General features: G+C 44.3%; 32 protein-coding genes. 13 read left to right on the top strand and 19 right to left on the bottom strand.

Going from position 1 to position 22,014, the window contains the following annotated elements; translation table 11 throughout:
- Positions 1–28 precede the first annotated feature (28 nt).
- Both I8748_RS32015 and I8748_RS32010 read right to left on the bottom strand, forming a co-directional pair.
- Entirely contained in the window at positions 29–1,264 is a 1,236-nt protein-coding gene (locus I8748_RS32015; protein WP_198128504.1) for a site-specific integrase, read from the bottom strand.
- Between the two features lie 355 nt (positions 1,265–1,619).
- Positions 1,620–2,552 (bottom strand): hypothetical protein, encoded by a 933-nt coding sequence (locus tag I8748_RS32010; protein ID WP_198128503.1) that lies wholly within the window; start codon positions 2,550–2,552, stop codon positions 1,620–1,622.
- Between the two features lie 149 nt (positions 2,553–2,701).
- Here I8748_RS32010 and I8748_RS32005 point away from each other — a divergent pair, with 149 nt between their 5' ends.
- A complete protein-coding gene (locus tag I8748_RS32005; RefSeq protein ID WP_198128502.1) occupies positions 2,702–2,938 on the top strand; it encodes a hypothetical protein in 237 nt (78 codons plus the stop codon).
- Here the strand turns inward: I8748_RS32005 and I8748_RS32000 are convergent, their stop codons facing one another.
- The 6 genes from I8748_RS32000 to I8748_RS31975 form a co-directional block, all read right to left on the bottom strand.
- Complete coding sequence (locus tag I8748_RS32000) at positions 2,939–3,385, bottom strand: helix-turn-helix domain-containing protein (RefSeq protein WP_198128501.1); 447 nt, start codon at positions 3,383–3,385, stop codon at positions 2,939–2,941. It abuts the gene before it with no gap.
- A complete protein-coding gene (locus I8748_RS31995) occupies positions 3,378–4,874 on the bottom strand; it encodes a hypothetical protein (protein WP_198128500.1) in 1,497 nt (498 codons plus the stop codon). Before I8748_RS31995 ends, I8748_RS32000 begins: the two co-directional genes overlap by 8 nt.
- Before the next feature lie 44 nt (positions 4,875–4,918).
- Positions 4,919–5,119 (bottom strand): hypothetical protein, encoded by a 201-nt coding sequence (locus I8748_RS31990; RefSeq protein ID WP_198128499.1) that lies wholly within the window; start codon positions 5,117–5,119, stop codon positions 4,919–4,921.
- Positions 5,116–5,907, bottom strand: a complete 792-nt coding sequence (locus I8748_RS31985) for an excalibur calcium-binding domain-containing protein (RefSeq protein ID WP_198128498.1) — start codon at positions 5,905–5,907, stop codon at positions 5,116–5,118. Before I8748_RS31985 ends, I8748_RS31990 begins: the two co-directional genes overlap by 4 nt.
- 65 nt (positions 5,908–5,972) lie before the next feature.
- Positions 5,973–6,416 carry a hypothetical protein gene (locus I8748_RS31980; protein WP_198128497.1) on the bottom strand — a complete coding sequence of 148 codons (444 nt, stop codon included), beginning with the start codon at positions 6,414–6,416 and terminating at the stop codon, positions 5,973–5,975.
- Positions 6,416–6,607 carry a hypothetical protein gene (locus I8748_RS31975; RefSeq protein WP_198128496.1) on the bottom strand — a complete coding sequence of 64 codons (192 nt, stop codon included), beginning with the start codon at positions 6,605–6,607 and terminating at the stop codon, positions 6,416–6,418. Before I8748_RS31975 ends, I8748_RS31980 begins: the two co-directional genes overlap by 1 nt.
- 102 nt (positions 6,608–6,709) lie before the next feature.
- On the opposite strand from I8748_RS31975, the gene I8748_RS35920 reads away from it, so the two are divergent.
- Positions 6,710–6,841 carry a hypothetical protein gene (locus I8748_RS35920; RefSeq protein WP_263977117.1) on the top strand — a complete coding sequence of 44 codons (132 nt, stop codon included), beginning with the start codon at positions 6,710–6,712 and terminating at the stop codon, positions 6,839–6,841.
- Positions 6,842–6,968: 127 nt separating this feature from the next.
- Here I8748_RS35920 and I8748_RS31970 read toward each other — a convergent pair whose 3' ends face one another.
- Positions 6,969–7,184, bottom strand: a complete 216-nt coding sequence (locus tag I8748_RS31970) for a hypothetical protein (protein WP_214662840.1) — start codon at positions 7,182–7,184, stop codon at positions 6,969–6,971.
- 153 nt (positions 7,185–7,337) lie between these two features.
- Here I8748_RS31970 and I8748_RS31965 point away from each other — a divergent pair, with 153 nt between their 5' ends.
- The 7 genes from I8748_RS31965 to I8748_RS31935 all read left to right on the top strand — a co-directional run bounded on the left by I8748_RS31965 (position 7,338) and on the right by I8748_RS31935 (position 12,455).
- Positions 7,338–7,478 (top strand): hypothetical protein, encoded by a 141-nt coding sequence (locus I8748_RS31965; protein WP_198128494.1) that lies wholly within the window; start codon positions 7,338–7,340, stop codon positions 7,476–7,478.
- Between the two features lie 60 nt (positions 7,479–7,538).
- Positions 7,539–7,754: a hypothetical protein gene (locus I8748_RS31960; RefSeq protein ID WP_198128493.1), complete on the top strand. Its 216-nt coding sequence runs from the start codon at positions 7,539–7,541 to the stop codon at positions 7,752–7,754.
- 87 nt (positions 7,755–7,841) lie between these two features.
- The gene (locus tag I8748_RS31955) at positions 7,842–8,906 is read left to right on the top strand and encodes a hypothetical protein (RefSeq protein ID WP_198128492.1); all 1,065 of its coding nucleotides are present in this window, start codon (positions 7,842–7,844) and stop codon (positions 8,904–8,906) included.
- A gap of 320 nt (positions 8,907–9,226) precedes the next feature.
- Positions 9,227–9,784 carry a hypothetical protein gene (locus I8748_RS34775; protein WP_214662839.1) on the top strand — a complete coding sequence of 186 codons (558 nt, stop codon included), beginning with the start codon at positions 9,227–9,229 and terminating at the stop codon, positions 9,782–9,784.
- The gene (locus I8748_RS31945; RefSeq protein WP_198128491.1) at positions 9,774–10,871 is read left to right on the top strand and encodes a hypothetical protein; all 1,098 of its coding nucleotides are present in this window, start codon (positions 9,774–9,776) and stop codon (positions 10,869–10,871) included. Before I8748_RS34775 ends, I8748_RS31945 begins: the two co-directional genes overlap by 11 nt.
- A complete protein-coding gene (locus I8748_RS31940; protein ID WP_198128490.1) occupies positions 10,849–11,817 on the top strand; it encodes a DUF5131 family protein in 969 nt (322 codons plus the stop codon). The genes I8748_RS31945 and I8748_RS31940 overlap by 23 nt, the downstream gene beginning before the upstream one ends.
- 23 nt (positions 11,818–11,840) lie before the next feature.
- Complete coding sequence (locus I8748_RS31935; RefSeq protein WP_198128489.1) at positions 11,841–12,455, top strand: HAD hydrolase-like protein; 615 nt, start codon at positions 11,841–11,843, stop codon at positions 12,453–12,455.
- Between the two features lie 396 nt (positions 12,456–12,851).
- Here the strand turns inward: I8748_RS31935 and I8748_RS31930 are convergent, their stop codons facing one another.
- The 8 genes from I8748_RS31930 to I8748_RS31895 form a co-directional block, all read right to left on the bottom strand.
- Entirely contained in the window at positions 12,852–14,399 is a 1,548-nt protein-coding gene (locus tag I8748_RS31930) for a hypothetical protein (protein WP_198128488.1), read from the bottom strand.
- Positions 14,396–14,794, bottom strand: coding sequence for a GIY-YIG nuclease family protein (locus I8748_RS31925; protein ID WP_198128487.1), 399 nt, complete (start codon positions 14,792–14,794; stop codon positions 14,396–14,398). The genes I8748_RS31930 and I8748_RS31925 overlap by 4 nt, the downstream gene beginning before the upstream one ends.
- Positions 14,791–15,498, bottom strand: coding sequence for a hypothetical protein (locus I8748_RS31920; protein ID WP_198128486.1), 708 nt, complete (start codon positions 15,496–15,498; stop codon positions 14,791–14,793). Before I8748_RS31920 ends, I8748_RS31925 begins: the two co-directional genes overlap by 4 nt.
- Positions 15,488–15,661 carry a hypothetical protein gene (locus I8748_RS31915; protein ID WP_198128485.1) on the bottom strand — a complete coding sequence of 58 codons (174 nt, stop codon included), beginning with the start codon at positions 15,659–15,661 and terminating at the stop codon, positions 15,488–15,490. Before I8748_RS31915 ends, I8748_RS31920 begins: the two co-directional genes overlap by 11 nt.
- A 1-nt stretch (position 15,662) precedes the next feature.
- On the bottom strand, positions 15,663–16,142 hold the full coding sequence (locus I8748_RS31910; protein WP_198128484.1) for a hypothetical protein: 480 nt from the start codon (positions 16,140–16,142) through the stop codon (positions 15,663–15,665).
- A gap of 23 nt (positions 16,143–16,165) precedes the next feature.
- A complete protein-coding gene (locus I8748_RS31905; RefSeq protein ID WP_198128483.1) occupies positions 16,166–17,116 on the bottom strand; it encodes a hypothetical protein in 951 nt (316 codons plus the stop codon).
- Complete coding sequence (locus I8748_RS31900) at positions 17,079–17,492, bottom strand: hypothetical protein (protein ID WP_198128482.1); 414 nt, start codon at positions 17,490–17,492, stop codon at positions 17,079–17,081. The genes I8748_RS31905 and I8748_RS31900 overlap by 38 nt, the downstream gene beginning before the upstream one ends.
- A gap of 183 nt (positions 17,493–17,675) precedes the next feature.
- Positions 17,676–17,912: a helix-turn-helix domain-containing protein gene (locus tag I8748_RS31895; protein WP_198128481.1), complete on the bottom strand. Its 237-nt coding sequence runs from the start codon at positions 17,910–17,912 to the stop codon at positions 17,676–17,678.
- A 122-nt stretch (positions 17,913–18,034) separates the two neighbouring features.
- Here I8748_RS31895 and I8748_RS31890 point away from each other — a divergent pair, with 122 nt between their 5' ends.
- The 3 genes from I8748_RS31890 (at position 18,035) to I8748_RS31880 (ending at position 19,923) form a co-directional block, all read left to right on the top strand.
- A complete protein-coding gene (locus I8748_RS31890) occupies positions 18,035–18,340 on the top strand; it encodes a hypothetical protein (RefSeq protein WP_198128480.1) in 306 nt (101 codons plus the stop codon).
- Positions 18,341–18,377: 37 nt separating this feature from the next.
- The gene (locus tag I8748_RS31885; protein WP_198128479.1) at positions 18,378–18,851 is read left to right on the top strand and encodes a lysozyme; all 474 of its coding nucleotides are present in this window, start codon (positions 18,378–18,380) and stop codon (positions 18,849–18,851) included.
- A 223-nt stretch (positions 18,852–19,074) separates the two neighbouring features.
- Complete coding sequence (locus I8748_RS31880; protein WP_198128478.1) at positions 19,075–19,923, top strand: sigma-70 family RNA polymerase sigma factor; 849 nt, start codon at positions 19,075–19,077, stop codon at positions 19,921–19,923.
- Positions 19,924–19,977: 54 nt separating this feature from the next.
- Here I8748_RS31880 and I8748_RS31875 read toward each other — a convergent pair whose 3' ends face one another.
- Positions 19,978–20,577, bottom strand: coding sequence for a hypothetical protein (locus tag I8748_RS31875; RefSeq protein WP_198128477.1), 600 nt, complete (start codon positions 20,575–20,577; stop codon positions 19,978–19,980).
- A gap of 1 nt (position 20,578) precedes the next feature.
- Positions 20,579–20,854: a hypothetical protein gene (locus I8748_RS31870; protein WP_198128476.1), complete on the bottom strand. Its 276-nt coding sequence runs from the start codon at positions 20,852–20,854 to the stop codon at positions 20,579–20,581.
- Between the two features lie 219 nt (positions 20,855–21,073).
- Here I8748_RS31870 and I8748_RS31865 point away from each other — a divergent pair, with 219 nt between their 5' ends.
- Positions 21,074–21,925 (top strand): tyrosine-type recombinase/integrase, encoded by an 852-nt coding sequence (locus tag I8748_RS31865; RefSeq protein ID WP_198128475.1) that lies wholly within the window; start codon positions 21,074–21,076, stop codon positions 21,923–21,925.
- Positions 21,926–22,014 lie beyond the last annotated feature (89 nt).

Genomic DNA, 22,014 nt, shown 5'->3' with positions numbered 1-22,014 from the left:
TGGCTAAGGTATTGATAATTCAACAAATTTATAACTTTGGCACCTGTAAATTACGTTTATTACCTGCGTAATGCTTGTAAATAATTTCCGGAGAGTTGCCAACCCACCTTCCTACATCCTTCGCATCAATATCAGCTTCCAGACAAAGAGTGATAAAAGTATGCCTACATTGGTAAGGTTTACGATATTCGCTTACTAAACCCTGCTTTACAAGTTGAGTTACGATTCCATCTATATATGTACTACGATGATTTTTATAACCTTTCCAAGCATGATTTAGAAAATCTCCAAAGTCTACTATGCCGCCTTTTTTGCTTCTAAAAATAAAGTCATCTTGGTTGCAATTCTCTGGTCTGATTGAGCCTAGAATTTCACGTTGCTGACTGTTAATCGGAAAACGTCTTTGATTTTGAGTCTTTAATCCATTTTTGAGAACTAACCCTTTAGTACTGATTGTGATTGCTTGTTCAAATGTGATGTATTTATCACTGATATGCTTCCATTGAAGGGCGATCGCTTCTGATGGTCTGCAACCAGTGAAAAACAAGAATTTTACTAAAGGGGCGTAGTAACTGTAGAGTTTACTCTCCTCAAAAGCTTTGATTATAATGTCGCGTTCTTCCTTAGTAAAGGGATTAATTTCATATTCAGCCGATTCTGACTTTGGTATCTGAATATCTTTTGCCATACTTTGAAAGGGATTTGATTCAATTAGCTGGCTCTTTAGCGCCCAATCACAGCAAGCATTGATATTTGTCAAAGTACGTTTAGCTGCATTAGCACTGAGATTTTGTACCAAATAGTCTCGAATTGCGATCGCATCATCCAAATTTTTAGTAGGTAAACTAGCGATGTGATTGCGGTACTTTCGATAATCAACAGCGTAAGTCGAAGGGCTAACTTGTGGTTTTTTAAACTCAGTGTATTTTTCCCATAATTCTCCCAAATCAAATTGAGGGGTAGCTGAAGGTGGAACTGAGGTAATTGGGGTAACAGTAGTTAATGATGCTGCTGGTTTGTACTTAACCAAGCTGGCATCAAACTCACCATAATCAATATCCCTCTGGATTTTTGCGGCCAAACTAGATGCTTGATGTCTTCCCAGAGGTGTATCATCATGCCCTGTGGAAAGGTAGAAACGCTTGGATTGAAGCTTACCATGAGTGATAACTGGATGGGAAAAAACTAATTGGAGTCTACCATTAGAGTTTTTTATCTGTACAGAACCACGACTCGCATTACTTTTAGAATTTTTAGGTTGCATAAAGTTAATTAACTGGGGTAAATACCTTTATCCTTCCACTTTACCCCAGTTTACCCCAGAAATACTATTTGGGGTAAAAACCTCTACCTTACAAATTTACCCCAGTTTTACCCCAGTTGTTTCCCAAAACTACCCAAAATAACCCCAAAAATTGTAGAAGGCCTGGAAAATAAAACCTTGAACACCCACTAAAAAAGGGCTTTCAAGCCCTGTAATCTTGATATTCTTAAGAGGCGACACCCAGATTTGAACTGGGGAATGGAGGTTTTGCAGACCAAAACCCAAATGCGAAAACCGTTGCCAGCAAAGCTTTTGAGAACAAAAAACTAAAACGTAGCAAATTTTGTAGCAAACACTATTCTTCGCCTTCTGTCGCTGCTACTTCCTCTTGAGTGGGCGTTTCGGTTTCACTCTGCGCTTTGGAGCGTTTGTTCAATAGCTTTTTCGCAGCAACTTGAAACTCTCCTCTTGTGGGTTTTTCCATGTCTTCAGGGTAGCTGCTTAAAATTTTGGTGAGGTGTCGTTTACCTTTACTGGTTTCGGTGGCGATGTCGTTGAGAATTTCTGACTGGCGACTCTCGTCATTTGCAACAAAGCTCAAATATTTCTCAAGCGTCGGAGTTACGCCCCGTTTAAGGGGTTGGAATTCCGGTTTTTCGGCTTTGGGTTTGGTGGGTTTAGTACCGTTAGTCTCTGGGGACTGGGGACTGGGGACTGGGGACTGATGACCATTGGCCGCTGGCTCACTCGCTAACAACATTTCGGCTTCTTTGCGTCCCTGTTCAGCCCGAAAGCGAATGATTAATTGAGATGCTACATCGTGGCCAACCGCCCAGCTATCATCACTCCAATAAAAAGGCACACCCATCACTTGGAGGCGATCGCGTAATTCCTTCTCTTTCTCCCCAGTGATGGCGGCGATGCGGTTCCAGGAAATTGTTACTGGTGTTGTTGCAGATGCAGACATATCGAATTCCACTGATCTTGCTGCTGTCGCTGCTGTCATAACTTCCTCACTTTTGTGTGTTTGTTCTGATTTTAGTTCAGCCGCAAACACAAGGTTGCTATCTGTGTCAAGTATTTGCAATTTTGACGTGCCAAGTATGATGCTAGCTTGGCATAGCAAGGAATTAGTTTCAGCAATGGCGGTTTGGGGTTCAATGCCTTGGAGGATGAGGCAGTCGTTAACGATGCTGATATGAAAGTCAGTAATTACGAAGGTTTTAAAACGAGCAAGTCTCGCTTGCTGTAGGCGCAAGGCGTCTTGATGGTTATAGTCGGTAAGCATGAAGTTAGGCTTCCCCTGTCTGTAGATGGGGAGAATTTCTAACTCCCTACTCCCTACTCCCCACTCAGCACTCAGCACTCAACACTCAACACTCCTAACCACTGACCACTGACCACTGACCACTAACTCCCTACTCAGCACTCTTAACCATGAAATCCTTCTACACGCCAGCAGACGCAATACTAAACCTGGATAACGAAGAAGCCCTAATTGCTGACCAGGCTTGCTGTGAAGACTGGTTTAGTGCTGTGGGGGAAGTTGCACGCCAACACCAGATGTCTTATCTGTCTACTAGAAAGATATTGGTTGCAGCCTACCAAGCCCAGCGGGTTTTGTCGCTTTACGGGATTTGTAAAGCTTTTTATCTGGCGGAATCCGCCAGATAATCAAGTAAAATCCTTTTCAAGCCCCTCCACAAAAGTGGCAGCTATCTTGTAGGCGGTAGTAGGACTAGCACCAAAGTACAAAGCAGTTTCTTTGACCCACTCGCCTGTATCCAGCAAGGCTTGCTCTCTGGTTATAGGATTGCTTAATCGCGTTTTTATATCTTCAATTTGCATAGAGCGTATATATTGCTTGCCCTTGGGCGTAGCTCTGTATTTTATTTCATCTTCCATAATTTCCTTAAATAACTCACCAGGCGGCACTTCTAGCCAGTCGCAAAGTGCTAGAAAAGTTTCCATGTCCGGCATTCTACCGTTTTCTATTCTTGAAAGAGTAGCTGGACTTACACTGCCAATCTCTACTGCCGTTTCTCGCAAACCTCTAGTGTTGCGTTTGCTTCGGGCTAAGTGGGCGAGTTTTTGAGTATTTAGTGAGTATTTATCATTCATTTCCTATATCTTCTGCACTCACAACACAACCATCAACGATAATCAATCCCGCAGCTGCAACTTGGCGCTCAACATCCGCAATCACCGAAGGAATGCCAGTTTGTAATAGATTATTCCAATGCTGTAGGCGAGTTTGAGCATAGCGTTCAGCACGACTAAACTTTGGCATTGGTTTAATGTTGGCGATCGCATCAGCAACCAGCTTTCTGGCTTCAGCTTCAGAAGTTGGAATATCGATAGGGATTATTGAACTTGATTGGCGTTGCTCACTAAATCGCCGCCAGTAGTCGCTATCTTCCGGTCTTACCGTATTGATATAAGCTTGGGGATTTTCCGCGCCTTCTGGGATTCGGGTTTGCTCGGCTTCCCATTGCCGACTTTCGTCTGCTAGGGCATCCCAATCAATTTCTTTTTCAGCACAAAGTATTGGCTTATTCTCGCTCTTCAATTGCTCAGAATTCACTGAAACATATTGCTTGACTTCTTCATATTGCGGTTTCACTACAGATTTATCTGTGGGCTGCAACGCCGCTTGATGTTTGGCGATCGCGGCTTTTTCCGCTTCTGGAACATTGATGCCATTTGATTGGCGAGTAGCGATATTAGCGGCTTTATGCAAAGTAGCTTCGTGATATTCCTGCCAATCATCAGCAAGGCGACGCGGGTCGTTGCGGTAATAGGCCCGCACGTTTTTGCGGGCCTCGTGGATATCAATAGCTCCATATTTTTGCATCCAGCGCCTAGCGTGCCAATCGACGAAATTTGCATCTAGTTTGCCATCGATTTTCCACTCGCCATCAGGAACCCAATCCCATTCGATTTCTTGGGGCTTGGGGCGCCGGGCGAAAAATGGGTCAATACGAGTTAACTTGTTTTGTTGCGAAGACTCGGATTGGTTTAACAACGTAGTGGGTGATTGTGACTTTGGTTCTTGAATAAGAAGTTGTTTTTCACTTTCGTCGTTCTCGTCTAAATAAGTATGAATAGGTTCTGAATTAATCTGAATAGTCTGTATTTCGTCGTCGCTAAAAGCCTTATCAATCAAGGGTTCTGGCGATCTCAAATTCCCACTACTGGGACTATTGCTCTCACTACTGGGAATTTCACTCCCACTACTGGGACTATTACTCCCACTACTGGGACTATCTCCCACTACTGGGAATTGGTTCTCACTAGTGGGACTTTTCCAGTAAAAAAATATCTCTCTTGGTTCCCAATCCAAAATTTGCATTTCCTGTAGCTTGCTAATAGCCCTGTAGAAATTGCTTTCAGGAATATGCCACCTTTTGCAGAATTGCCCAACTGAAATAGCAAACGGGCGATCGCACCAGGGGTTTTCAAACCTCATGCATAGATGGACGTAAAACGGGCCTCTAGCTAAATCAGAGTCCCGCAAGGCTAGTAATTCGGCTCTTTGTAAAGGATAAAATTCGCCAACTATTCTGCCTTTGTCGCTTCTTTGAGGGCGTGGTATTGTTGTATTGTTCATAAATTTATAGTTTGTGAACTGCCCAAGAGTGTTATTTATCTGTTCTACTCTTGGGCTTCGTTTTCTTCTTCGGCATAATCAGGGCGATCGCCCATGAACTCCTCATAGGCAATTTCAGCCATCCGGTAAACTGCTTTTTCTGTTGGGTGCTGGGAAGTGGTAAAATCAAACTCTTCCCGCACTACATAGCCCATTTGAGCGTAGAATTTGGCAGCTAGGCGGTTTAACCTTTCTCGAATTTTCATCTTTTCCTGCGTCGTTGTCCTGTATGGCGGGTTCCACCAGAGGCTAGTGAATCACAAGCTGTCCCATCACCATCTCTATCCAGTTGTGGATTGGCGCTTAGTGCTGCTTGGGCATCAGCTTGAGTAGCGAAGTTTTCGCACTTAGCACCTATTGGGATAACGGTTTCTTGTGGTTGCTGAATTTGTACTTCTGCCTGACCAGAGTCAGAGAATGCAAAGCAGGAAACAGACTTGTCTTTGTATTCAACACACACATCGCCTGATTCTGAAGTAAGGCTATAATCCCTGGCTGCGACTTTTTCAAATCCTGATTCGGATTGCAATTCCAAAACTGATGGATTTTCATTGTCGTTTGCGCCAGTGACGACGGAAACGGATTCAGGTTTGATTAAGTCGGTGTTGAGGTATTGACAGGTGGTGTAGAGCGCGATGCTTGCCCCATTTACGGGAAGATAGCGATCGCTCTTGCATACACTTGGGTCAAAGGCAACAAATTCAGGTGTTGGTGTTGCTTTTGGGGTTGGTGTTAATGTCGGTTTCGCCACTGCTTGAGGTGTTTGGGTTGGTTTCACCTCCTTTGGTATTGGTGGCGCAGATATTGCATCTGGTTCTGGCTTGGGAAGAAAAATAATCATGCCAACAAAAGACAGTACAAAAGCAGATAGGTAAACTTCAGAACTTCTACGCCGTGTCTTTGTTTTACCGCGTAGCACTAGTTTGGGATTAATCAGCCCAGTCACAAAGGCAATGATTGAGGCAAGGTTGACTAGTAAAAGTAAGTTAAACATCGGTTGACACTCAGTAGGATGAGTTTGTCATAACCGATGTTTGGCCGATTTGGTGAAATTTTTGCTTACCACCCGCCCAGCCATTCGGCTACCGTGGGCAGATGCGTTTGTCCCATGTCTCGCCCCAGTTCAAAAAAGGTGTTTCCCTCTTCTGTGTAAACGTTTTTGATGTTCCAGCGAGACTTTACAACCTCAATCTGCTCATCACTGAGAATTTGTGAAACACGAAGAAGATAAGGCTCAACAAGTGTTAATCCGGTGGAATCTTTTAGTTTGTTTTCCTGTTGTGGTTCTTGCCTGAGCGGTAGCGCCTCGCCGGCTTGGAGCATGGCGAGGCTAACTTTGTCTAAAGATTGGTCGATTTCGTCATCAGTTATTACTGAGGCATCCTCGCACTGTGTCATGTATTGCATCAGTTTTTCAAGTTCTGCGTGGGCAGTTGTCACTTGCTGCCACACCTGGTAATAAATCCAGGTCGGATCTGGTTGTGGGTAGTTGTCAGTGGTCATTATGAATTTTCCTCAAGCCAGGCAGCGATTTCTCTTGATAAAGTGGTTTCTGGTGCAGGATACCAAGGCTCTGGAGATTTTTCAGGAAACAAAATATCTAGAGCATCAAGTTCCGCTTGAGCTTCTTCATCAATTTCTGGCATCGGTCTTGCCATGATTTCAGAAAGGGTTAGTTTTTTAATGTCTGACATTTTGGTATCCGTGGTAAGTGAAGATTTTTATCTGGCGGATTCCGCCAGATAGACTACTAAAGATTCTTTAGTCTGTGCGATCGCGCAGATTTTTGAAGGCAGGTGCTATCTGCCACCAAGAGCGATCGCGTTTTTAGTCATTTGTCATTTGTCATTTGTGAAGACAAGTTAACTAATGACTTGTGGCGATCGCTTTTGTTGACCCCAAAAGCGATCACTTATTTGTTAGTATAACGTCATGCCTTAGTTAGCACAACAAAACAACAAAACACAAAACCCGCCTAGTCGCTGGCGGGTTTTTCCTTTAAAACTGCGTCAATCACTTTTTCTTTTATCTGCCTGAGAGATTCGTTTTCTTCTCTCAGGCGGCTGATTCCCCCAGATGTTCCTCAACGATTTTTTCAAGTCTGGTAACACGTTGCTCAAGCGGGTTATGGAGTTGTTTTATGCCGAGATATTGATCAATAAACTCCGTTAAAACTTCGGTTGTATTTTTGCCCTCTGCTTCGGCTTTGGCTTTGAGTGCCTTTCTCTTGTCTGGGTTGATACGTATGGTCAACCTAGCTTCTTCTGCCATATTTACCTGCCTAGTTTGCTCAATTGTACTAACCAAGATAGCATCTTCACACCTGAAAGCTAATATCCTCGCAAAAACTTTGTACTAACAGATATTGACAAATGTGCTAACCACGTACTAACATAAATTTATCAACGCAAGCGAACCACCACCATGAACTACAAGCAGCTACTACAAGAAACCAAAGCCAAGCAACAGCAAGCAGCCGCAGACAGACAAAAAGCCGAGGAAATCATCACGAGAGTGCAAGCCACTCTCAAACGAATCGACAAACTTGAAGCCGAAGCCCCCTAGAAAAACGCTCTTCACCGCTTGAATAGCGGTGAATTGCCCTACTCAGCACCTTGAAAACTTATGACTTCTGAATTCGAGAAAACTGTTACCTCTGCCCTAGAGGAGTGCCGTGCCGAGGCGCTCGCCAAGTTCATCGCCAAACTGATGGACATTCTAGAAAAGCAAGGCTACTCCTTCAGTGACCTACTTGATGCCCTATCTTGCTGGGCATACACAAAAAGCGATTATCGAGAAGTTGTCCAGTTTCTAGAAAAAGCTGGTGATAAAGCTCATTAATCCAAGGTTAGGCGAATCGCCCGTCTCGCAAACATCAGCAATCCGCACCCTTGGAACCTTAACAACTAAAGTACAGGCAAAAAAATTATGACACACCAACTCTACACTGCTCAATACCTCCAAGAACTTAAGTTAGACGAAATCAAAAAAATTGCTCGTCAACTGGGCGTAACACCAGAGGGTGACAAGCGCAGCAAAGACAATTGGATTAAGGCAATTACCGAGTATCAGTCCGCTAAAACTGAAAAGCTATCTGGCGGAATCCGCCAGATAGAAAAGGTGACAGATGCGCCTAAAGTCATGCCAACAAAGGAAAACCCGTTCACTGTAGAAGAAGCCGCTGCCCAAGGTTATACATTCTCGTACGCTAGTGTAGGAAATTTTTTAACCATCAAAGGATACAACGATCAAAGCATGGTGATTGTTAATGATGGTTATGATGACCTGCGTTTTCCTGTAGAACGCATTGAGTTGATGACTTATGGCGAAGTGGTAGCTGCCAAGCCACAGCAAGCGGCAGACGAACCAGAAGCCCAAGAACAAACCGACGACTATTTATTTCACGACGAACAGCCCAATAACTTGCCAAAAGTTGGCGACAGCTATTTCATTGGCGAATTCCTCTTGCGTTGCTCCCAAGTCGGTGGTGATGATTACGCCGTTATATGGGACGTGTATGACGAAAACAACGCGATAAGTCAGATTCGGATGGATTGGACTTGTTACTGGACACATCCATTGTCGCAAGCCAAATTCTGTACACCACAGCAGGCGACTATTGATTTAGCAGAAACGTACAGACAACAATGTGCTATGCGCTCTGAACGCGCTCAAGCTATTGAAGTGCTTGAGCAACACGGTGATGAGTTTGTAGTTCGTAACTGTGAGAATGGACATCATTATGTAGTGCGTCCAAATCACGCCGAATCGTCGGAGCGCTGCGAGTGCCCTGACTGCCACTACCGCTCAGTAAGGTGTAAACACCAAATAGCAGTCGAGATATTTCTAAAACAACGATTAGAACAAATCATCGCAACCACGCCAAGCCCTGAAGAACTGCTAGACAAACCCTTTGACGAGCTTACCCGTGAGGAGTGGGAGCTGCTAAGGCAGTATCAGCCAGCCGAAAGTATGGAATTGGTAGCAGCGTGAGGGTAATGGGTGGGCACTACCCACCCAAAACAATATGAGAAAATTTGACCACAACGGCAGGCCCTATCACCCCTCTGAATTCCACAGAGAATTAAGAGGGGATGACACAATCAAGCGAATGCAAAAGCTTTATCAAGACATCATCGAGCCAATTATTCTGGCTTGGGATGATGACAACATCCCCGACTTTACTCAGTGCTTAAACATCTGTAATCAAATCAACAATGAACTTGAATTGATTGATGAAGTAGGCGATGATGCAGCGTTTGACTTAAAGATGTTGCGCCAAAACATAGACCAGTTTTTACAAGAGGTAAACCATGTTAGAGGAACTAATTACCAAAGTCTACACCAAGCACCAAGCCAAGCTCAGAGCGGAACAAGAAGAAAAGCAGCGCCAAGAGCAAAAATGGATAGAGGATGCGATCACTCAATTTCGTTCTAAATTCGATAAAGTCATCCCGCCAGAATTACAAGAAGCTCTGAATGTTCAATTTAAGACCGACGGAATACATTCGACTAGCGCCGAATTTCAGTACGCAAATCAGCATTTTAAAATTATTGTTTGGGGCAATGGTTGGGCGTTGCGAAGCGGGATAGACAGTCACCTGTGTGATGGAAGTACCGAAACTTTTTTTGATAAACTCCTCATTCAACTGGGCGAAATCAGAGAAGCGAATCCAGTTGATAGTGCAAAAATCGCAGAATTTCAAGGAGTTTTTAATCGGTGTTATGTAGAGATAGAAAAAATTGCTCAGTCCGAAGAATGGAGGTGGTTGTGCGATCGCCCAAATGCCGATCCAGAAATGAAAACTCATTTGGGTGATGTTCTGCACTACTTATCTGAAGCGATGGGGTGTTTGGAGAATGCCAATTAGAGGACTAACCGACCAACGCAAAGAATTTAATTGCCTTGGTCGCATTGAGATTTCAGTTTTCAAAGGTGGACGCAAAGGTGAAAAAACCGCAGGTAAAGATTTAGCAAATAAACTGCGGATTACTACTACCAACAATGTCGCTAAGACAATTTTAAAGCGCTACTCAGAGCCTGATAACAACGGTGATTTTTACACCGAAGCACTCAATATTTATTTACCTTTCGATGAAGTTGAGAAAACTTTCAACTGTTCAATGAAAGCTCATACAACTTCAGGACTTGAATTGGTGTGCGATCGCCACACCATCACCAAGCGCTGCATTCCCACTAAAGACGGCAAGGGTAATGTTTGGCGTCCATTGGTAGATGTTGAAGAAGTCTGTCCTATGAGGGACAAGGGTTTTACAGGGGATTGTCCAAATAGGTGCGTCAAAGAAGGACAATTTTACTTTTATATTCGTGAACTCCTAGACCGTGACATGATGTTGCCAGCACGCATCACAGTTCATGGATTTGAGGATCTGACTTACCTCAATACCAAGCTTGAAGAGTACAAAGAATTGATTGGGTCACTGACGCGATCGCCTTTTCCTGCTCACCAATACCGTCACAAAATCCCGTTTATTTTGTCGCGGACTCAAGTCAAAATTAAGCAGCCAATTACGGACAAAGATAACAACTATGTCCGCACAGGCAAAAAAACTGACAGAATTATTTGGGCACTGACTTTGCAAATTGATCCAACCTGGATGGAGTTGTATAGATGTTGGCAATTAATGGAGGAGCTAAAATTTAGACAACTACCTGTATCACAAAACGCCGTTTTGGGACTACTCAAGGGCGATACCTCCATAATTGACGCTGAAATTGTAGAAGTATCACAGGAGCCTAAAACTTTGCCTCCATCACGAGCTGATAGGCTGCGATCGCGCATTCTGGAGCTAGCCAATCAATACGAAGAGTTGACTGGCGTAGCCTATGAGCTGCCAGACTTGTACGCCAAAAACGAGGACGAACTTGTAGTTTTTGGTAAAGACTTGAAAAAAAGTGTAGATAAAGTGAGATATGACCACCATTCAATGGACTGACGAAACTTGGAATTTGATAGTTGGTTGTTCACGCATAAGTCCTGGCTGTGAGCGATGCTATGCTGCTACCGCAGCAAAATCCGCACGACTTCAGCAGTTCCCCCAATACCAGAAGGTGAAAGACTGGGATGGAACAGTGGAGTTCGTAGAAAGCCAATTACTCAAGCCATTGAGATGGAAAAAGCCTAAGCGCATATTCGTCTGCTCAATGAGCGATTTATTCCATGAAAATGTGCCTGATGAATGGATTGATAAAGTGCTAGCCGTGGCTTCACTTTGCCCACAGCACACTTTTCAGATCCTTACGAAAAGGCCTCATCGTGCGCTGCAATACTTGACTCGTGAGAACAGGTTTGCCTTTATTGACTACCAAGCCTACGAAATTTTGAGAGCAGGGAGAACACCCTACACAAGAGAGCATCCTGTTGTCTCCCTGCCTTTGAAAAATTGTTGGATTGGTACGACTGTCGAGAATCAAGCAATGGCTAATAAACGCATACCAACACTATTACAAATACCTGCTGCTGCACGCTTTTTATCATGCGAACCATTGCTTGAAGCGATTGATTTAAGTGAGTGGCTCATATGCCCAGAATGCCAAGGTGAACAACTGTGGTATGAAAAACGTACAGGGCCGCGTTTAGGCGTGGCAGGGCGTAAACAATGTTTTAAGTGTAAAGACAAGCGCTTTTATTCAGATTTAAGTTGGGCGATTATCGGTGGTGAATCTGGCCCTGGTGCGCGGCCTTGTAGTATTGATTGGATAAGGTCTGCTGCCCGCCAATGTCAAGAGGCGGAGATTCCCGTATTTGTCAAACAACTGGGAAGCAATTGCTGCGTTATGCCAGGTTTGGCTTTTGGGTATAGCGATCGCAAAGGTGGCGATATTGCTGAATTCCCAGAAGATTTAAAAATGAGGCAGTTTCCAAATACAGTAATAAGTTGAAGTTTTTTAGTGAGATTATTGCAATGATAAAATTTCTCTTTGTAGACATCGACGGCACATTGACTGAAACTATCAGTGGCGAAACTTTCAAGCAGAACCCGCAAGATGTGAAAGTGATAGAAGGTGCCGACAAAGCTGTGACTCACTATCACAACAATGGATGGACAATTATCGGCGTATCAAATCAGGGCGGTTGCTCATCAATTAATCCGAAAACTGGCAAGTATTACAAAGAACTCACTGATGCGATCGCTGAGATGCAATTTACCATGCAGTTAATACCTGAGTTGCTTTCAGTTTATTTCTGTCCCGATTTTGAGGGACGGGAGTGTTGGAAAATATTGCAGTTGAGTGCTTCTAACGTGAGTCAAGAACTCCCGCAATTTGTGGGAACTTATCGCAAGCCAGATCCAGGAATGATTCTTCACAACTTAGAAAGCTGTTTGGTGGAAGTTGGCGAAGCTTGGATGGTAGGCGACAGACCAGAAGATGAACAATGCGCCACCAATGCAGGAATTAATTTCTGCCCTGCTAATGTGTGGCGCGACAGGTTTCGTCCTGGTGTGTTTGAGCATCAAATCACGCCAGGGCAATTAAAGTTTTTAGAAGGAATTGACTATGGAAGACTTGAGCAATAGCAACGCCTACAAAATATAGGAGTATTTCTTGATAAACTTCCATCAAGCGGCCACGCCGCTTGATGGAAGTTTATCAAGAAAGGCAGAGGGCAGAGGGCAGAAGGCTTTTATGGATTTATCCCTTCTCCTGAGTGCCCGAACCATCTGCGCGACCGGAGGGAGCAAGGGTTTAAGACCCCCACCAAATTTCAAGAAAGGTGGCTCCTTTTCAGGAGGGGTTTGAATCCCCTTCTGAAAAGAACCTTCTGCCCTCTGCCTCCTGCATACCTGCCTTCTTCAACAAATCCTATGAGTTTCTAGTATATTTGGCATTCATTGATTGAATGCCAAATATTATTTTTGGTAACGATTTTGTCTAATTCTTGGACACGCGATTCAAGATTGTTTTGTTTAACGTCATATATCTACAAATTTGCGTTGTAAGTCCTTTCTACCGTGCTGGTTGATAGCTTCTGCAATCCGCTGTTTCATTTGTTCGTGTTTTTCGCCAAGTATTCCTAGTTCGTAAGCGATAAACCTAGCCAAAACTGTTTCTTGAGTCGCTTCTAGCTTTTTAAATAAAGCTGCAACTTGCCCAGTTGGTGGTGCAATTGTGGCAGTGTTACTACCTTTAATAAAGGTACGGGTGTCACGGTCAAAGCCAGAGAAATTCTCCAATTTTTGCATTGGCATCCATTCATTGAGGGCGCCGTGATATAAGGCTCTCCCTACAGGTGATCGGCTTGCGATCGCGGTAATTTCTTCTGAGCTTGGTTTTTTATCTCTGGGTAGTAGCTCTAAGTTAATAACACTTTCATAAGCAGCCATCTGCTTGGGATTGATAATGACGTACGGGTTTAGCTGACTACGCATACCTCCGGAAATACCCAAATCAACAGCATCACCATTTTGAATGGCCATCCAGAAATTCTTGCCATCGCCATCACCCAAAGAAACGAAGTGTGAAACCTTGTTTTTTAACCAAGAAATCGCGCCTCTTTGGGCTTTGAAGGAAGAGGAAACAGCTATGCCTTCATCTAGAAATAGCAAGCACTCACCTGGAATCTTGGCGTATTCCTCAAAGCACTCCTGAATCCATGCCACCACCTCATGTGGTTGCATTTCTAATATCTTGGCTCGGTGAAGATAGTCAGCATGGTTCTCCCAGTAACCCAGTTCTTCATCTTTCCCCTTTGGGTCAATCACAAAGATTTTGCGCCGGGGGTGATATTTGCGAATACCTGCCAGCGCATTGCTGACAAATACACCCTTACCAGCACCTTGAATACCGACGAATAGTTGATTTCTGATCTCTCTCCCTACCATCGCTTCGATTAAGTTTATCTCGGCGGAAACAGGCGGCGCATAGTTGCTGATTTGAGTTTGGATAGTAGGCGTAGGATATTCAATTACTGGCGGTGGTGCGGTAATTACAGCAGGTGCAGAATAGTTTTGAACTGGTAATGGCGCAGTTACAGTAGGTGCTGGTACTGGAGTAATTACAGTAGGTGCAGAATAGTTTTGTCCTGCTGGTAATGGCGCTGGAGCCGCCGCGCTCAACATGAACTTTCCAGGCGATTCAGCTAAATCAAGTGCATCATCAGAAACAACATACTCATGTTGTATCGCCCATCTGACTTGTCGGACAGCTTCTTGATAGCCAACTTGATAACAGTAATCACGCAGGTCGTCTCCTGATAAAACGTGTGCCACACAATTGTAGGTTGTGATGGCTTTATGGTTTCTGCCAACTTCTTTAATGCGGCGAAAACCTTCATAAATGCCACAGCCAGCAATCACAAAAAATGTTGGTGGAAAGGCTGTTACGGAAGCCGCGATTATCCCACCGACCACGCTACCGACAATTACAAATTGAGCATTGCTATTTAACGAATCAATCGCAATACTTTGCCATTCTTGTGGTGTTAATTGTCGAGAGCTTGGTAGTGGGTTGAAGGCGCTCATTTTTTCTGCATAATTGGTGTGATTTTTGTTGGGGGTTGGTATTGGTGGCAGTAGCCGAGTAGGAGTGTTAGAGCTACTGCCAGTGGTGCTAAAAAAGAGATTCCCTCTCCCTGGTGTTTGGCGGCTTCATCCATAAGTTTGCAGACTTCTTTTAGGCGATCGCCATCAAATTCAAACCATTCGCCATACTTACGACAATCTGCAAACTTGTGATGGAATCCTAGTTCTACAGTGTGGGCATCTTCCACCAAGATGGTTTTTGTAACCACTAGCGGAAAAGGACTTTGCCCACCACTGAGTTCTGCTAGACGCTCCTCAATCCGCCTATTGGTATACCCGATTTTGTATCTGTTTGTGCCTTTGGCGTTCACCAGATACACCGTGCCTTTCTTCATCTGTCGCGGTATTGTGCAGTATTGCTGTGGGCAATTTTCATATAGTATGTGATTCTATCCAACCAGAGCAGAATCACAACAATCACCTCAATCACAAACATCGTAGTCACTAGACTTGCTAGGTTTGACCAATCAAGTTGATCAAACTGCCCACTTAAAATAATGAATCCAAAATCGAATAAATTGCCTTTGATGGGAGTGTAGGTGAAGAAACTGATACAAAAATCGATCAAGTAGGCGATCGCAGCATATATCAAAGCTCTCTCAAAGGTGACATAAGGAAACTTGTTATACCACCTTTTTAGGGCTTGCAGCGTTGGCGGATCATCCTCTCGAATCTCAAACTTAGTTGCAGATTCCGCATCCCGAATCACGCTGCCCATGAACTTGTGATCGTATTTCAAAATGATTGGGAATAGCTCGACTAGTTGCAGTAGTCCCCACACCAATGCACCGATAATCCAGTGAATACCTGCACCAATTGAATTAGCAATCCACCCGATAACAGGCAAGATAGAAATCAACTGACTAAACCCAGTATCTGCGCTTTTACCAAGTAGGAATCTCACGGCTTGGGTATACGGCAAGATATTGAAATACGCAAACGGTATAGCCACCCCAATGGCTATCCAAAATACAAACCGCACCCACTTTCGGGCAATTGAATTGGGCGATGATCGGCGCTGTCTATTGTTATTGTTCATATCTGCGATTTTTGTGGTTTCGGACTGGTTCACTTTCGTCCATCAGGCGGCCAAAATCATAGATTGTCACTTCTGGTTTTTGAATTTCTAGAACTTGTGCTGTCGGCTCCGGTGTTAGCTGCGGTGAACCAAGTCCGATAGCATTTTTTATTTCGGCTTCCATACTATTGTCGTGGAGGTAAATTGGCTGATTTACTGCGATTACGTTTGGCATAAGCTGCATCAACTACACTGCTGTCTCCAGTGAAAGCAATCTCGCTTACGACTGGCCCATTTTCAGAAGGCACAATCTTGCCAGTCGTACCAAATACATCACACACTATTGCTCCAGGCTGGAGCGGCGTGTTGCGGGCTTTGTCCATGACTGGTTCACCTGCTGTTAATGCCGTCTGTTGATTGCTGCGGCTTGTGACTACAAACAAACAGCCTTTGTTGTACCTGTCTTCTGCGATCGCAGCTTGTTTGTCTGTAGCTTGCTGAGAGGCTTTCAATTCCCAAGCTTGTTGGGTGTTGATGCGGGTTTGAGTTTGCAGTTTGCTCATGCCTTCCCAGTTGGCTTTGAGATTTGGGTATGAAAAGGCAAGGCAAACGCATAATCCAGCGAAGCCCCAAGCGTAGACGGGTCGGCGGCGTAAGAATTTCATGAATTCAGAATTGTCTAAAGTATCTAAAATTTCTGAAGCTCGGTCAAAATAGCGAGACTCATCTTCTGGATATCCTTGGAAGTCTTCGGTCGGAACTTGCTGCCATTGGTTGGCTCCTGTCCAAACTTTTTTGCTTCTGTCTCCTTCAAAAATGCATCTGGGTCAAATTCTGCCGTGGAACTCGTCGCTTGGACTAAAGTTTCGGCTTGGCGTTCTGTATCCGTCTTCAGCCCGTGCTGCTGCAAAATCTGATTCCGTTTTTGGGGATCTTGCAAGATTTCATACAAGGCAGCTATATCAGCGCCTGTAGCGTCAATTTTGTTAGCTAGGAAATCTGCGGTTGTATCTTGATACACCTGCTCGGTAATTAAATTGCTGAGCTTGCCTAGCACTGCACCCTGAACAATGGCCTTCCCAGTCACAACTTCTATCAGTTCAGCAAATATCTGTTGCGGGATATCGGTTTGGCTGGATGCCATCTCAAAAGCTAAATTTTGCAATTGAGCTAAATCACCCGTCAAACCTGCTTCCTCTTGCTTGGCTAGTGCTGATTCAATCAGCATGAATGCACGGTCTAGCCTGTCTGCGATAACCAGAGGATAATTTTTCTGGCTTGGATCTTGACCCAGCCGCAAGAGCGCTTCATCAATTTTTGCTGGCTCGTACTTGTCGAAATATTGCAGCAATTCTTGGCGCGAAATCGTCTCTTCTTCATTTTGAATTTCGGCTACCACATTCTTCTCAACGGGTGCAAGCTGCTTAGCACCCTTTTTAATAGATACAGGCTTGAGTATGGCTTTTAATTGATCAACTATGCTACTGGGGAAACTTTCAGCATTAGGATTGATGCTGTTGTCTTTAGCCGCTAGCTGCGCGATCGCACCCAATACCTGTTCTGGGGAGAAGTCTTTGAAATACTGAAATAATTCGTCTTTGCTAAACACTTGTTGCTGCCTCCAATGCTTTAATTGCATACCGCGCCTGTTCCTCTTCATAGCAAGAGCGCGTGTACTGTTCTTTGTCTCGGTTCAAATACTCCTTGGCCATTCCTTTTTTGGGCAGTCCATGCGGCAGTTCGGTAAAAATTTCACCTATCTTGCCAATGACCCAAATCTGGTAAGGAACTTTTGGGGTAATTCCACCTGTAACGTCTGCCATCGCGTCTAATTGCATTTGTACAAATTCATACTCTGGAATGCTCATGGCTAGTTTTTCCCATCGCGTCCAGGTTGTGTGACAAATATCCAAAATTCGCAATCCTTTGGCTTGTGACATGGGAAAACCCAAGGGATTTAGCTCTGTTTTCTCTGATTTGGTTTTAAAAAGTTCTTGTCTCCATTCCTTGTTCATTACGTAGTTAATAGTCAAAATTTTGAAGCTGTTCACAGCGTGTTATCAGTGCGATAACAACCTACTAATAAAGTGCTTATCACTAAGCATTTACTGTGCGTTCACTGTGCATTAACATCGCTATACACACAATAAAAAACCCGCACTAAAGCGGGCAATAGTTGATTATGTAGTTATTACAGATTACTCATCACATTCTGTAGCTAATACAGTTTTTCTCAAGTCAGGGTTCTCTTTAAGTCTGGCCGCGAAGTCTGCGACCTGTCTTTGGGTTTGCTTAGACGGTCGTGCGCGATCGCCCATCCAATTTTGTACAGCGTCAATTGTTACGCCCAAATATTTCGCAAGCTCCCTGTAGGTAAGGGGAAATTGCGAAAGAAATTCCCTTGGGTGCATCAAGGGGAGAACGTCATCGGTCATAATAATGTTGCCCTCCTGTAGGCATTTTCGTAGTTACAGGCCGGGAAGTCCTCTGGTGTCGTCAGCGCCAGGGGCATCTCCTTTGATGCTATGATGCATCAAAATTAGGATCAATTGCAAGCATGGACATAGAAAGGTTAATTGAGGAGTTAGAAAAAGTCGGTATTTTAGAAGAAATTCAGCGCAAAAGGTTGACTACTTCTGAGATGCCTGCATCGCTGTATATCAAGCTGGTGGCTGCGTCCATTGCCACCAAAAAAAATCTTAGTGGCGTAATCGCCACTGCACTAGAGACTTACGCGATGCGAAATCAAGATAAGCATTTTGATGAATTAAGGTTGCAGGCTGCTGCTAGTGGCAAATCTTTAGAGCAATATTTAGTAGAAGTGATCGCTACTCGTCTCCAAAAAAAGGGAGATGAAGTGTAGCGCAAATGGGGTGGAACGGTAAGCTTAAAACACACTTATGACCAAACTACCCCTTTCAGGTGTCGAACTAATTAAACAATTTGAAGGCTGCTATTTATCTGCTTACCCCGATCCCCTCACGGGCAACAAGCCAATCACTATCGGTTGGGGATGTACTCGTAAACTGGATGGTGGCGAATGGAAATTAGGCGATCGCATCACCCAACAACAAGCTGATGAATTGCTGCTACACCAACTAGAAAATAACTACCTACCGCAGCTGCAAAAAATCCCTTGCTGGGGCGAACTCAACATCAACCAACAAGGCGCGTTGCTCAGCTTTGGCTATAATTTGGGTGCGACTTTCTACGGTTCGCCCAACTTTAATAGCATTACCACTATGCTCAAGACCAAGAATTGGGCTTTAGCCAAAGAAGTATTCGTAAAATACAGAAACCCAGGATCGAGTGTTGAGCAGGGTTTGAAAAGGCGACGGCTGGCTGAAGCGGATCTATTTATCAAACCGATTTAGGTTCTATCTGGCGGATTCCGCCAGATAGAGGCAGGGGAAATGGGGGATGGGGGTGGGGAGATGAGGGAGAAGTAACTAAATGCCCATTACCCATTACCCATTCCCCATTCCCAGTATTTTCCTCTAACCCAATAAATTTAAAGTTTTTGTAAACTCAGTACTTGTATCCTTAACCCAGTCTTTATCGATACGCCATAACGGACTAATAGCTGGGGGTGGGAACATGAAAGAGATATTTGAACTGTTTTACGAAACTCGCAATCTGACGCTGCGTAACCTATTAGTAGAACTCAATATCGGGCTAGCGCGGAAAGTGGCGCATCGCATGAAAGATAGCTGTAATATTGGCTACCAAGATTTGTTTGAACTGGCGACAATGGGCTTGATTAAGGCAGTGGAACGCTACAATCCCAATCAAAAATATTTCACCTCATTTGCCCTACCCTATATCAAAGGCGAAATCCAACACTTTTTGCGAGATAAGGCATCCCCAGTACGCATCCCACGCGGTTTGCATGAGATGAATAGCCACATCAAGAAGGCACGAAACACCCTATCTAATGAACTAAGCCGCCACCCTAGTGACGCAGAAGTGGCATTATTTTTGGGTATTAGCAAAGCTGAGGTTAAAGAAGCTCAAGCAGCTTCTCAAAGCCAAAAATATATCTGGAGCTTGGATTCCAAACTCGACGACACAGACGATTTGACGCTGGGCGATACTCTAGTTGGCTGTGAATCGCCTCAAAACAGAAGTGAAGAGATACTAGAGAAGCTCAAAGACGCGATCGCATCTCTGGACAACCCAGCAATTAATCTGGTATATCTGCAAGGCAAGCAGCCCAAGGAAGTACAGAAATTGTTGAAGTTGACCCAAGCTCAAACAAATGCCCTGTTGTGGCAGGGCATGGAGGAGTTGGCACGATTGGATATTTGCGATTTGGATGAAGCGGTGCAAATCGCTTCTGAGTCTGAAGAGTTAGGGAATTTTGAATTATCAGTAGGTTACTTATTGCCTACCGACTCGAAGGCTTGGTTTCACGATTGGCTATTTGGTCAGCTTGCTGCTGCTTGAGAATGGCGATCGCGAGTAGTAAGTGAGGAAGTTTCATGGTGGTGAATGTAAGCTTTAGGCTAGATTTCCACCTGTGATTACGCAAGCTCTCAGACTATGATTTGGATTTGATAATTCCGCCCTGATTTTTTCTTCAAGCAATCCCAACCAGTCTACACGCCCCATCTGGCTTTCCCAGCTTAGCGATGGAGTTTTACTGCTGTTGGGAATTTTGAGGCATTGTAGGGCGACACCTGCCACAGCGCGGCGCGGTGCAAGTTCTCGTAGCGAGTACTTGGGTGTAAATCCTTCCAAGTCCACATCCCAAACCCCAACAGGACAACTGCTGCCATTGCTCCCCAGGCGAAAGACTGCAAAGCGATGAGTCGCAGGATTAGATGGATAATCCAGTGATCCAAGTTTGATAATGATGCCGTTGAATTCGCCAACCACTTCGCCGTGTAGATCGGGTAAATAGTCGAGTGTGATGAGATAGTCGCGTCCATAAATAGAAACAACTCTGTAGGTGGCGATTCCACCTGCGGTTGTTCTTTCAAGTCGCAATACAGCACAATTTTTTCCATACCACCGCTTGAGGATTGTAGGTGCGTGTTGCTTTCTAGATTTTGTGAATAAGCGTCGAATCCAGCGCTGTAGCTGTCTAAGCCATCCCACATTATTCACGTCCCTTAGATAAAAATTTACCTAGTGATAGCGCGATCGCATCTGTGGGAAGCCCTAAAATTCCAGCAATCAACCCGACGCACGGGTAGAAGATTTGCAGATTAATTTCACGAGTTTGGAGCGTGATCGCAAAGTCGCCAGATTTATCAGTTTTAAAAGAAATATCTATCGTTTGCCCTACAAGTAAGGCAGTTAGGACGCTGGCAAATAGATATGAGTATCCCTTGCCAATACGCGAATCTTCTTTCGGGGTTGGGGGTGAAGTCATCGTTGTACAAGGGAAAACTACCTCGCTAGGGTTCCCAATAAAAAAGCGCCACATACGGTGAAATGGCGCTTTTGACCTATGAGTTTAATGCTAGTGTCATCTAATTTGTTAGTTATAACTTAAAACATAAAAACATAACTGCACTTATGTCGAATGGTGGCAAAATCAAGGGTTTCAAGTCCGGGAAATCTAGGGCTGTAGGCTCAGTTTTACAATCCTTTGGGCAAACTCAGTAAACAAAATCCCGACCAAACCCTCATCGAAATGTGGTTGCACAACCGCCCAGACTCCACCCAAGAAGCTTACAGGCGGGATGTGGATAATTTTTTTGAATTTGTAGGCAAACCCTTGCAGCAAGTCACGCTGGAGGAATTGCAAGCTTACAGTACCAGTCTTGACGAACAGGATTTAAAGCCCTCTTCCATCCGCCGCAAACTCAACGCCATCAAATCGCTTTTTACCTTCGCCACCAAGCTCAACTACACTCGCTTCAATGTCGCCGCCGCGCTTCGCATTCCCAAGGGAAACCGTCTTTTATCTGGCAGGATACTGAAGCAGATAGAGGTACTGAAATTAATCAATCATCCTGAACTGTCGGCACGTGATCGCGCTCTACTTAAGCTTCTTTATGCTACTGGTATGCGAGTCAGTGAAGTCTGTAATTTGAGGTGGTGCGATTTTGTTGAGCGCGATTCAGGAGAAGTTCAAGTTTCAATTTTAGGCAAAGGTGATAAGCAACGAGTAGTCTTAGTGCCGTTATCAGTTTGGATGGAGGTAGAAGCACTAAGGGCCGACTACTTATCTGACACCCCAGTATTCTTATCGGTCAGGGACAAAAAAATCGACCGCACAATGGTGCATTTGATTATCAAAGAAGCTGCAAAATTAGCCAACCTCGACCCCAAGATCAGCTGCCACTGGCTACGCCACGCACACGCACAACATTCCTTAACCAAAGGAGCGCCAATTCATCTGGTGCGGGATACTTTGGGCCACAGCAACATTAGTGTGACTAATGTTTATCTAGAGAGCAACCCGGAAGATTCTAGCAGTAAGTATTTAGGCTTTTAATCGAGAAAATTGTAATTTCAGCTAATACCTTGTTCCAATCTGAGAAAAGAATTGCTCACACTCTTGCTGTAATCCTTCTAGAATCGTTG

The organism is Amazonocrinis nigriterrae CENA67 (genome assembly GCF_016056305.1).
GTDB lineage: Bacteria > Cyanobacteriota > Cyanobacteriia > Cyanobacteriales > Nostocaceae > Amazonocrinis > Amazonocrinis nigriterrae.
The sequence above is the reverse complement of the archived record's forward strand: the minus strand, read 5'-3'. Positions and strand labels throughout refer to the sequence as shown.

Coding starts and splice junctions, on each gene's coding strand:
- I8748_RS32015 (WP_198128504.1), bottom strand. CDS start 1,264: ATGCAACCTAAAAATTCTAAAAGTAATGCGAGTCGTGGTTCTGTACAG.
- I8748_RS32010 (WP_198128503.1), bottom strand. CDS start 2,552: ATGCTTACCGACTATAACCATCAAGACGCCTTGCGCCTACAGCAAGCG.
- I8748_RS32005 (WP_198128502.1), top strand. CDS start 2,702: ATGAAATCCTTCTACACGCCAGCAGACGCAATACTAAACCTGGATAAC.
- I8748_RS32000 (WP_198128501.1), bottom strand. CDS start 3,385: ATGAATGATAAATACTCACTAAATACTCAAAAACTCGCCCACTTAGCC.
- I8748_RS31995 (WP_198128500.1), bottom strand. CDS start 4,874: ATGAACAATACAACAATACCACGCCCTCAAAGAAGCGACAAAGGCAGA.
- I8748_RS31990 (WP_198128499.1), bottom strand. CDS start 5,119: ATGAAAATTCGAGAAAGGTTAAACCGCCTAGCTGCCAAATTCTACGCT.
- I8748_RS31985 (WP_198128498.1), bottom strand. CDS start 5,907: ATGTTTAACTTACTTTTACTAGTCAACCTTGCCTCAATCATTGCCTTT.
- I8748_RS31980 (WP_198128497.1), bottom strand. CDS start 6,416: ATGACCACTGACAACTACCCACAACCAGATCCGACCTGGATTTATTAC.
- I8748_RS31975 (WP_198128496.1), bottom strand. CDS start 6,607: ATGTCAGACATTAAAAAACTAACCCTTTCTGAAATCATGGCAAGACCG.
- I8748_RS31970 (WP_214662840.1), bottom strand. CDS start 7,184: ATGGCAGAAGAAGCTAGGTTGACCATACGTATCAACCCAGACAAGAGA.
- I8748_RS31965 (WP_198128494.1), top strand. CDS start 7,338: ATGAACTACAAGCAGCTACTACAAGAAACCAAAGCCAAGCAACAGCAA.
- I8748_RS31960 (WP_198128493.1), top strand. CDS start 7,539: ATGACTTCTGAATTCGAGAAAACTGTTACCTCTGCCCTAGAGGAGTGC.
- I8748_RS31955 (WP_198128492.1), top strand. CDS start 7,842: ATGACACACCAACTCTACACTGCTCAATACCTCCAAGAACTTAAGTTA.
- I8748_RS34775 (WP_214662839.1), top strand. CDS start 9,227: ATGTTAGAGGAACTAATTACCAAAGTCTACACCAAGCACCAAGCCAAG.
- I8748_RS31945 (WP_198128491.1), top strand. CDS start 9,774: ATGCCAATTAGAGGACTAACCGACCAACGCAAAGAATTTAATTGCCTT.
- I8748_RS31940 (WP_198128490.1), top strand. CDS start 10,849: ATGACCACCATTCAATGGACTGACGAAACTTGGAATTTGATAGTTGGT.
- I8748_RS31935 (WP_198128489.1), top strand. CDS start 11,841: ATGATAAAATTTCTCTTTGTAGACATCGACGGCACATTGACTGAAACT.
- I8748_RS31930 (WP_198128488.1), bottom strand. CDS start 14,399: ATGAGCGCCTTCAACCCACTACCAAGCTCTCGACAATTAACACCACAA.
- I8748_RS31925 (WP_198128487.1), bottom strand. CDS start 14,794: ATGAAGAAAGGCACGGTGTATCTGGTGAACGCCAAAGGCACAAACAGA.
- I8748_RS31920 (WP_198128486.1), bottom strand. CDS start 15,498: ATGAACAATAACAATAGACAGCGCCGATCATCGCCCAATTCAATTGCC.
- I8748_RS31915 (WP_198128485.1), bottom strand. CDS start 15,661: ATGGAAGCCGAAATAAAAAATGCTATCGGACTTGGTTCACCGCAGCTA.
- I8748_RS31910 (WP_198128484.1), bottom strand. CDS start 16,142: ATGAAATTCTTACGCCGCCGACCCGTCTACGCTTGGGGCTTCGCTGGA.
- I8748_RS31905 (WP_198128483.1), bottom strand. CDS start 17,116: ATGCAATTAAAGCATTGGAGGCAGCAACAAGTGTTTAGCAAAGACGAA.
- I8748_RS31900 (WP_198128482.1), bottom strand. CDS start 17,492: ATGAACAAGGAATGGAGACAAGAACTTTTTAAAACCAAATCAGAGAAA.
- I8748_RS31895 (WP_198128481.1), bottom strand. CDS start 17,912: ATGACCGATGACGTTCTCCCCTTGATGCACCCAAGGGAATTTCTTTCG.
- I8748_RS31890 (WP_198128480.1), top strand. CDS start 18,035: ATGGACATAGAAAGGTTAATTGAGGAGTTAGAAAAAGTCGGTATTTTA.
- I8748_RS31885 (WP_198128479.1), top strand. CDS start 18,378: ATGACCAAACTACCCCTTTCAGGTGTCGAACTAATTAAACAATTTGAA.
- I8748_RS31880 (WP_198128478.1), top strand. CDS start 19,075: ATGAAAGAGATATTTGAACTGTTTTACGAAACTCGCAATCTGACGCTG.
- I8748_RS31870 (WP_198128476.1), bottom strand. CDS start 20,854: ATGACTTCACCCCCAACCCCGAAAGAAGATTCGCGTATTGGCAAGGGA.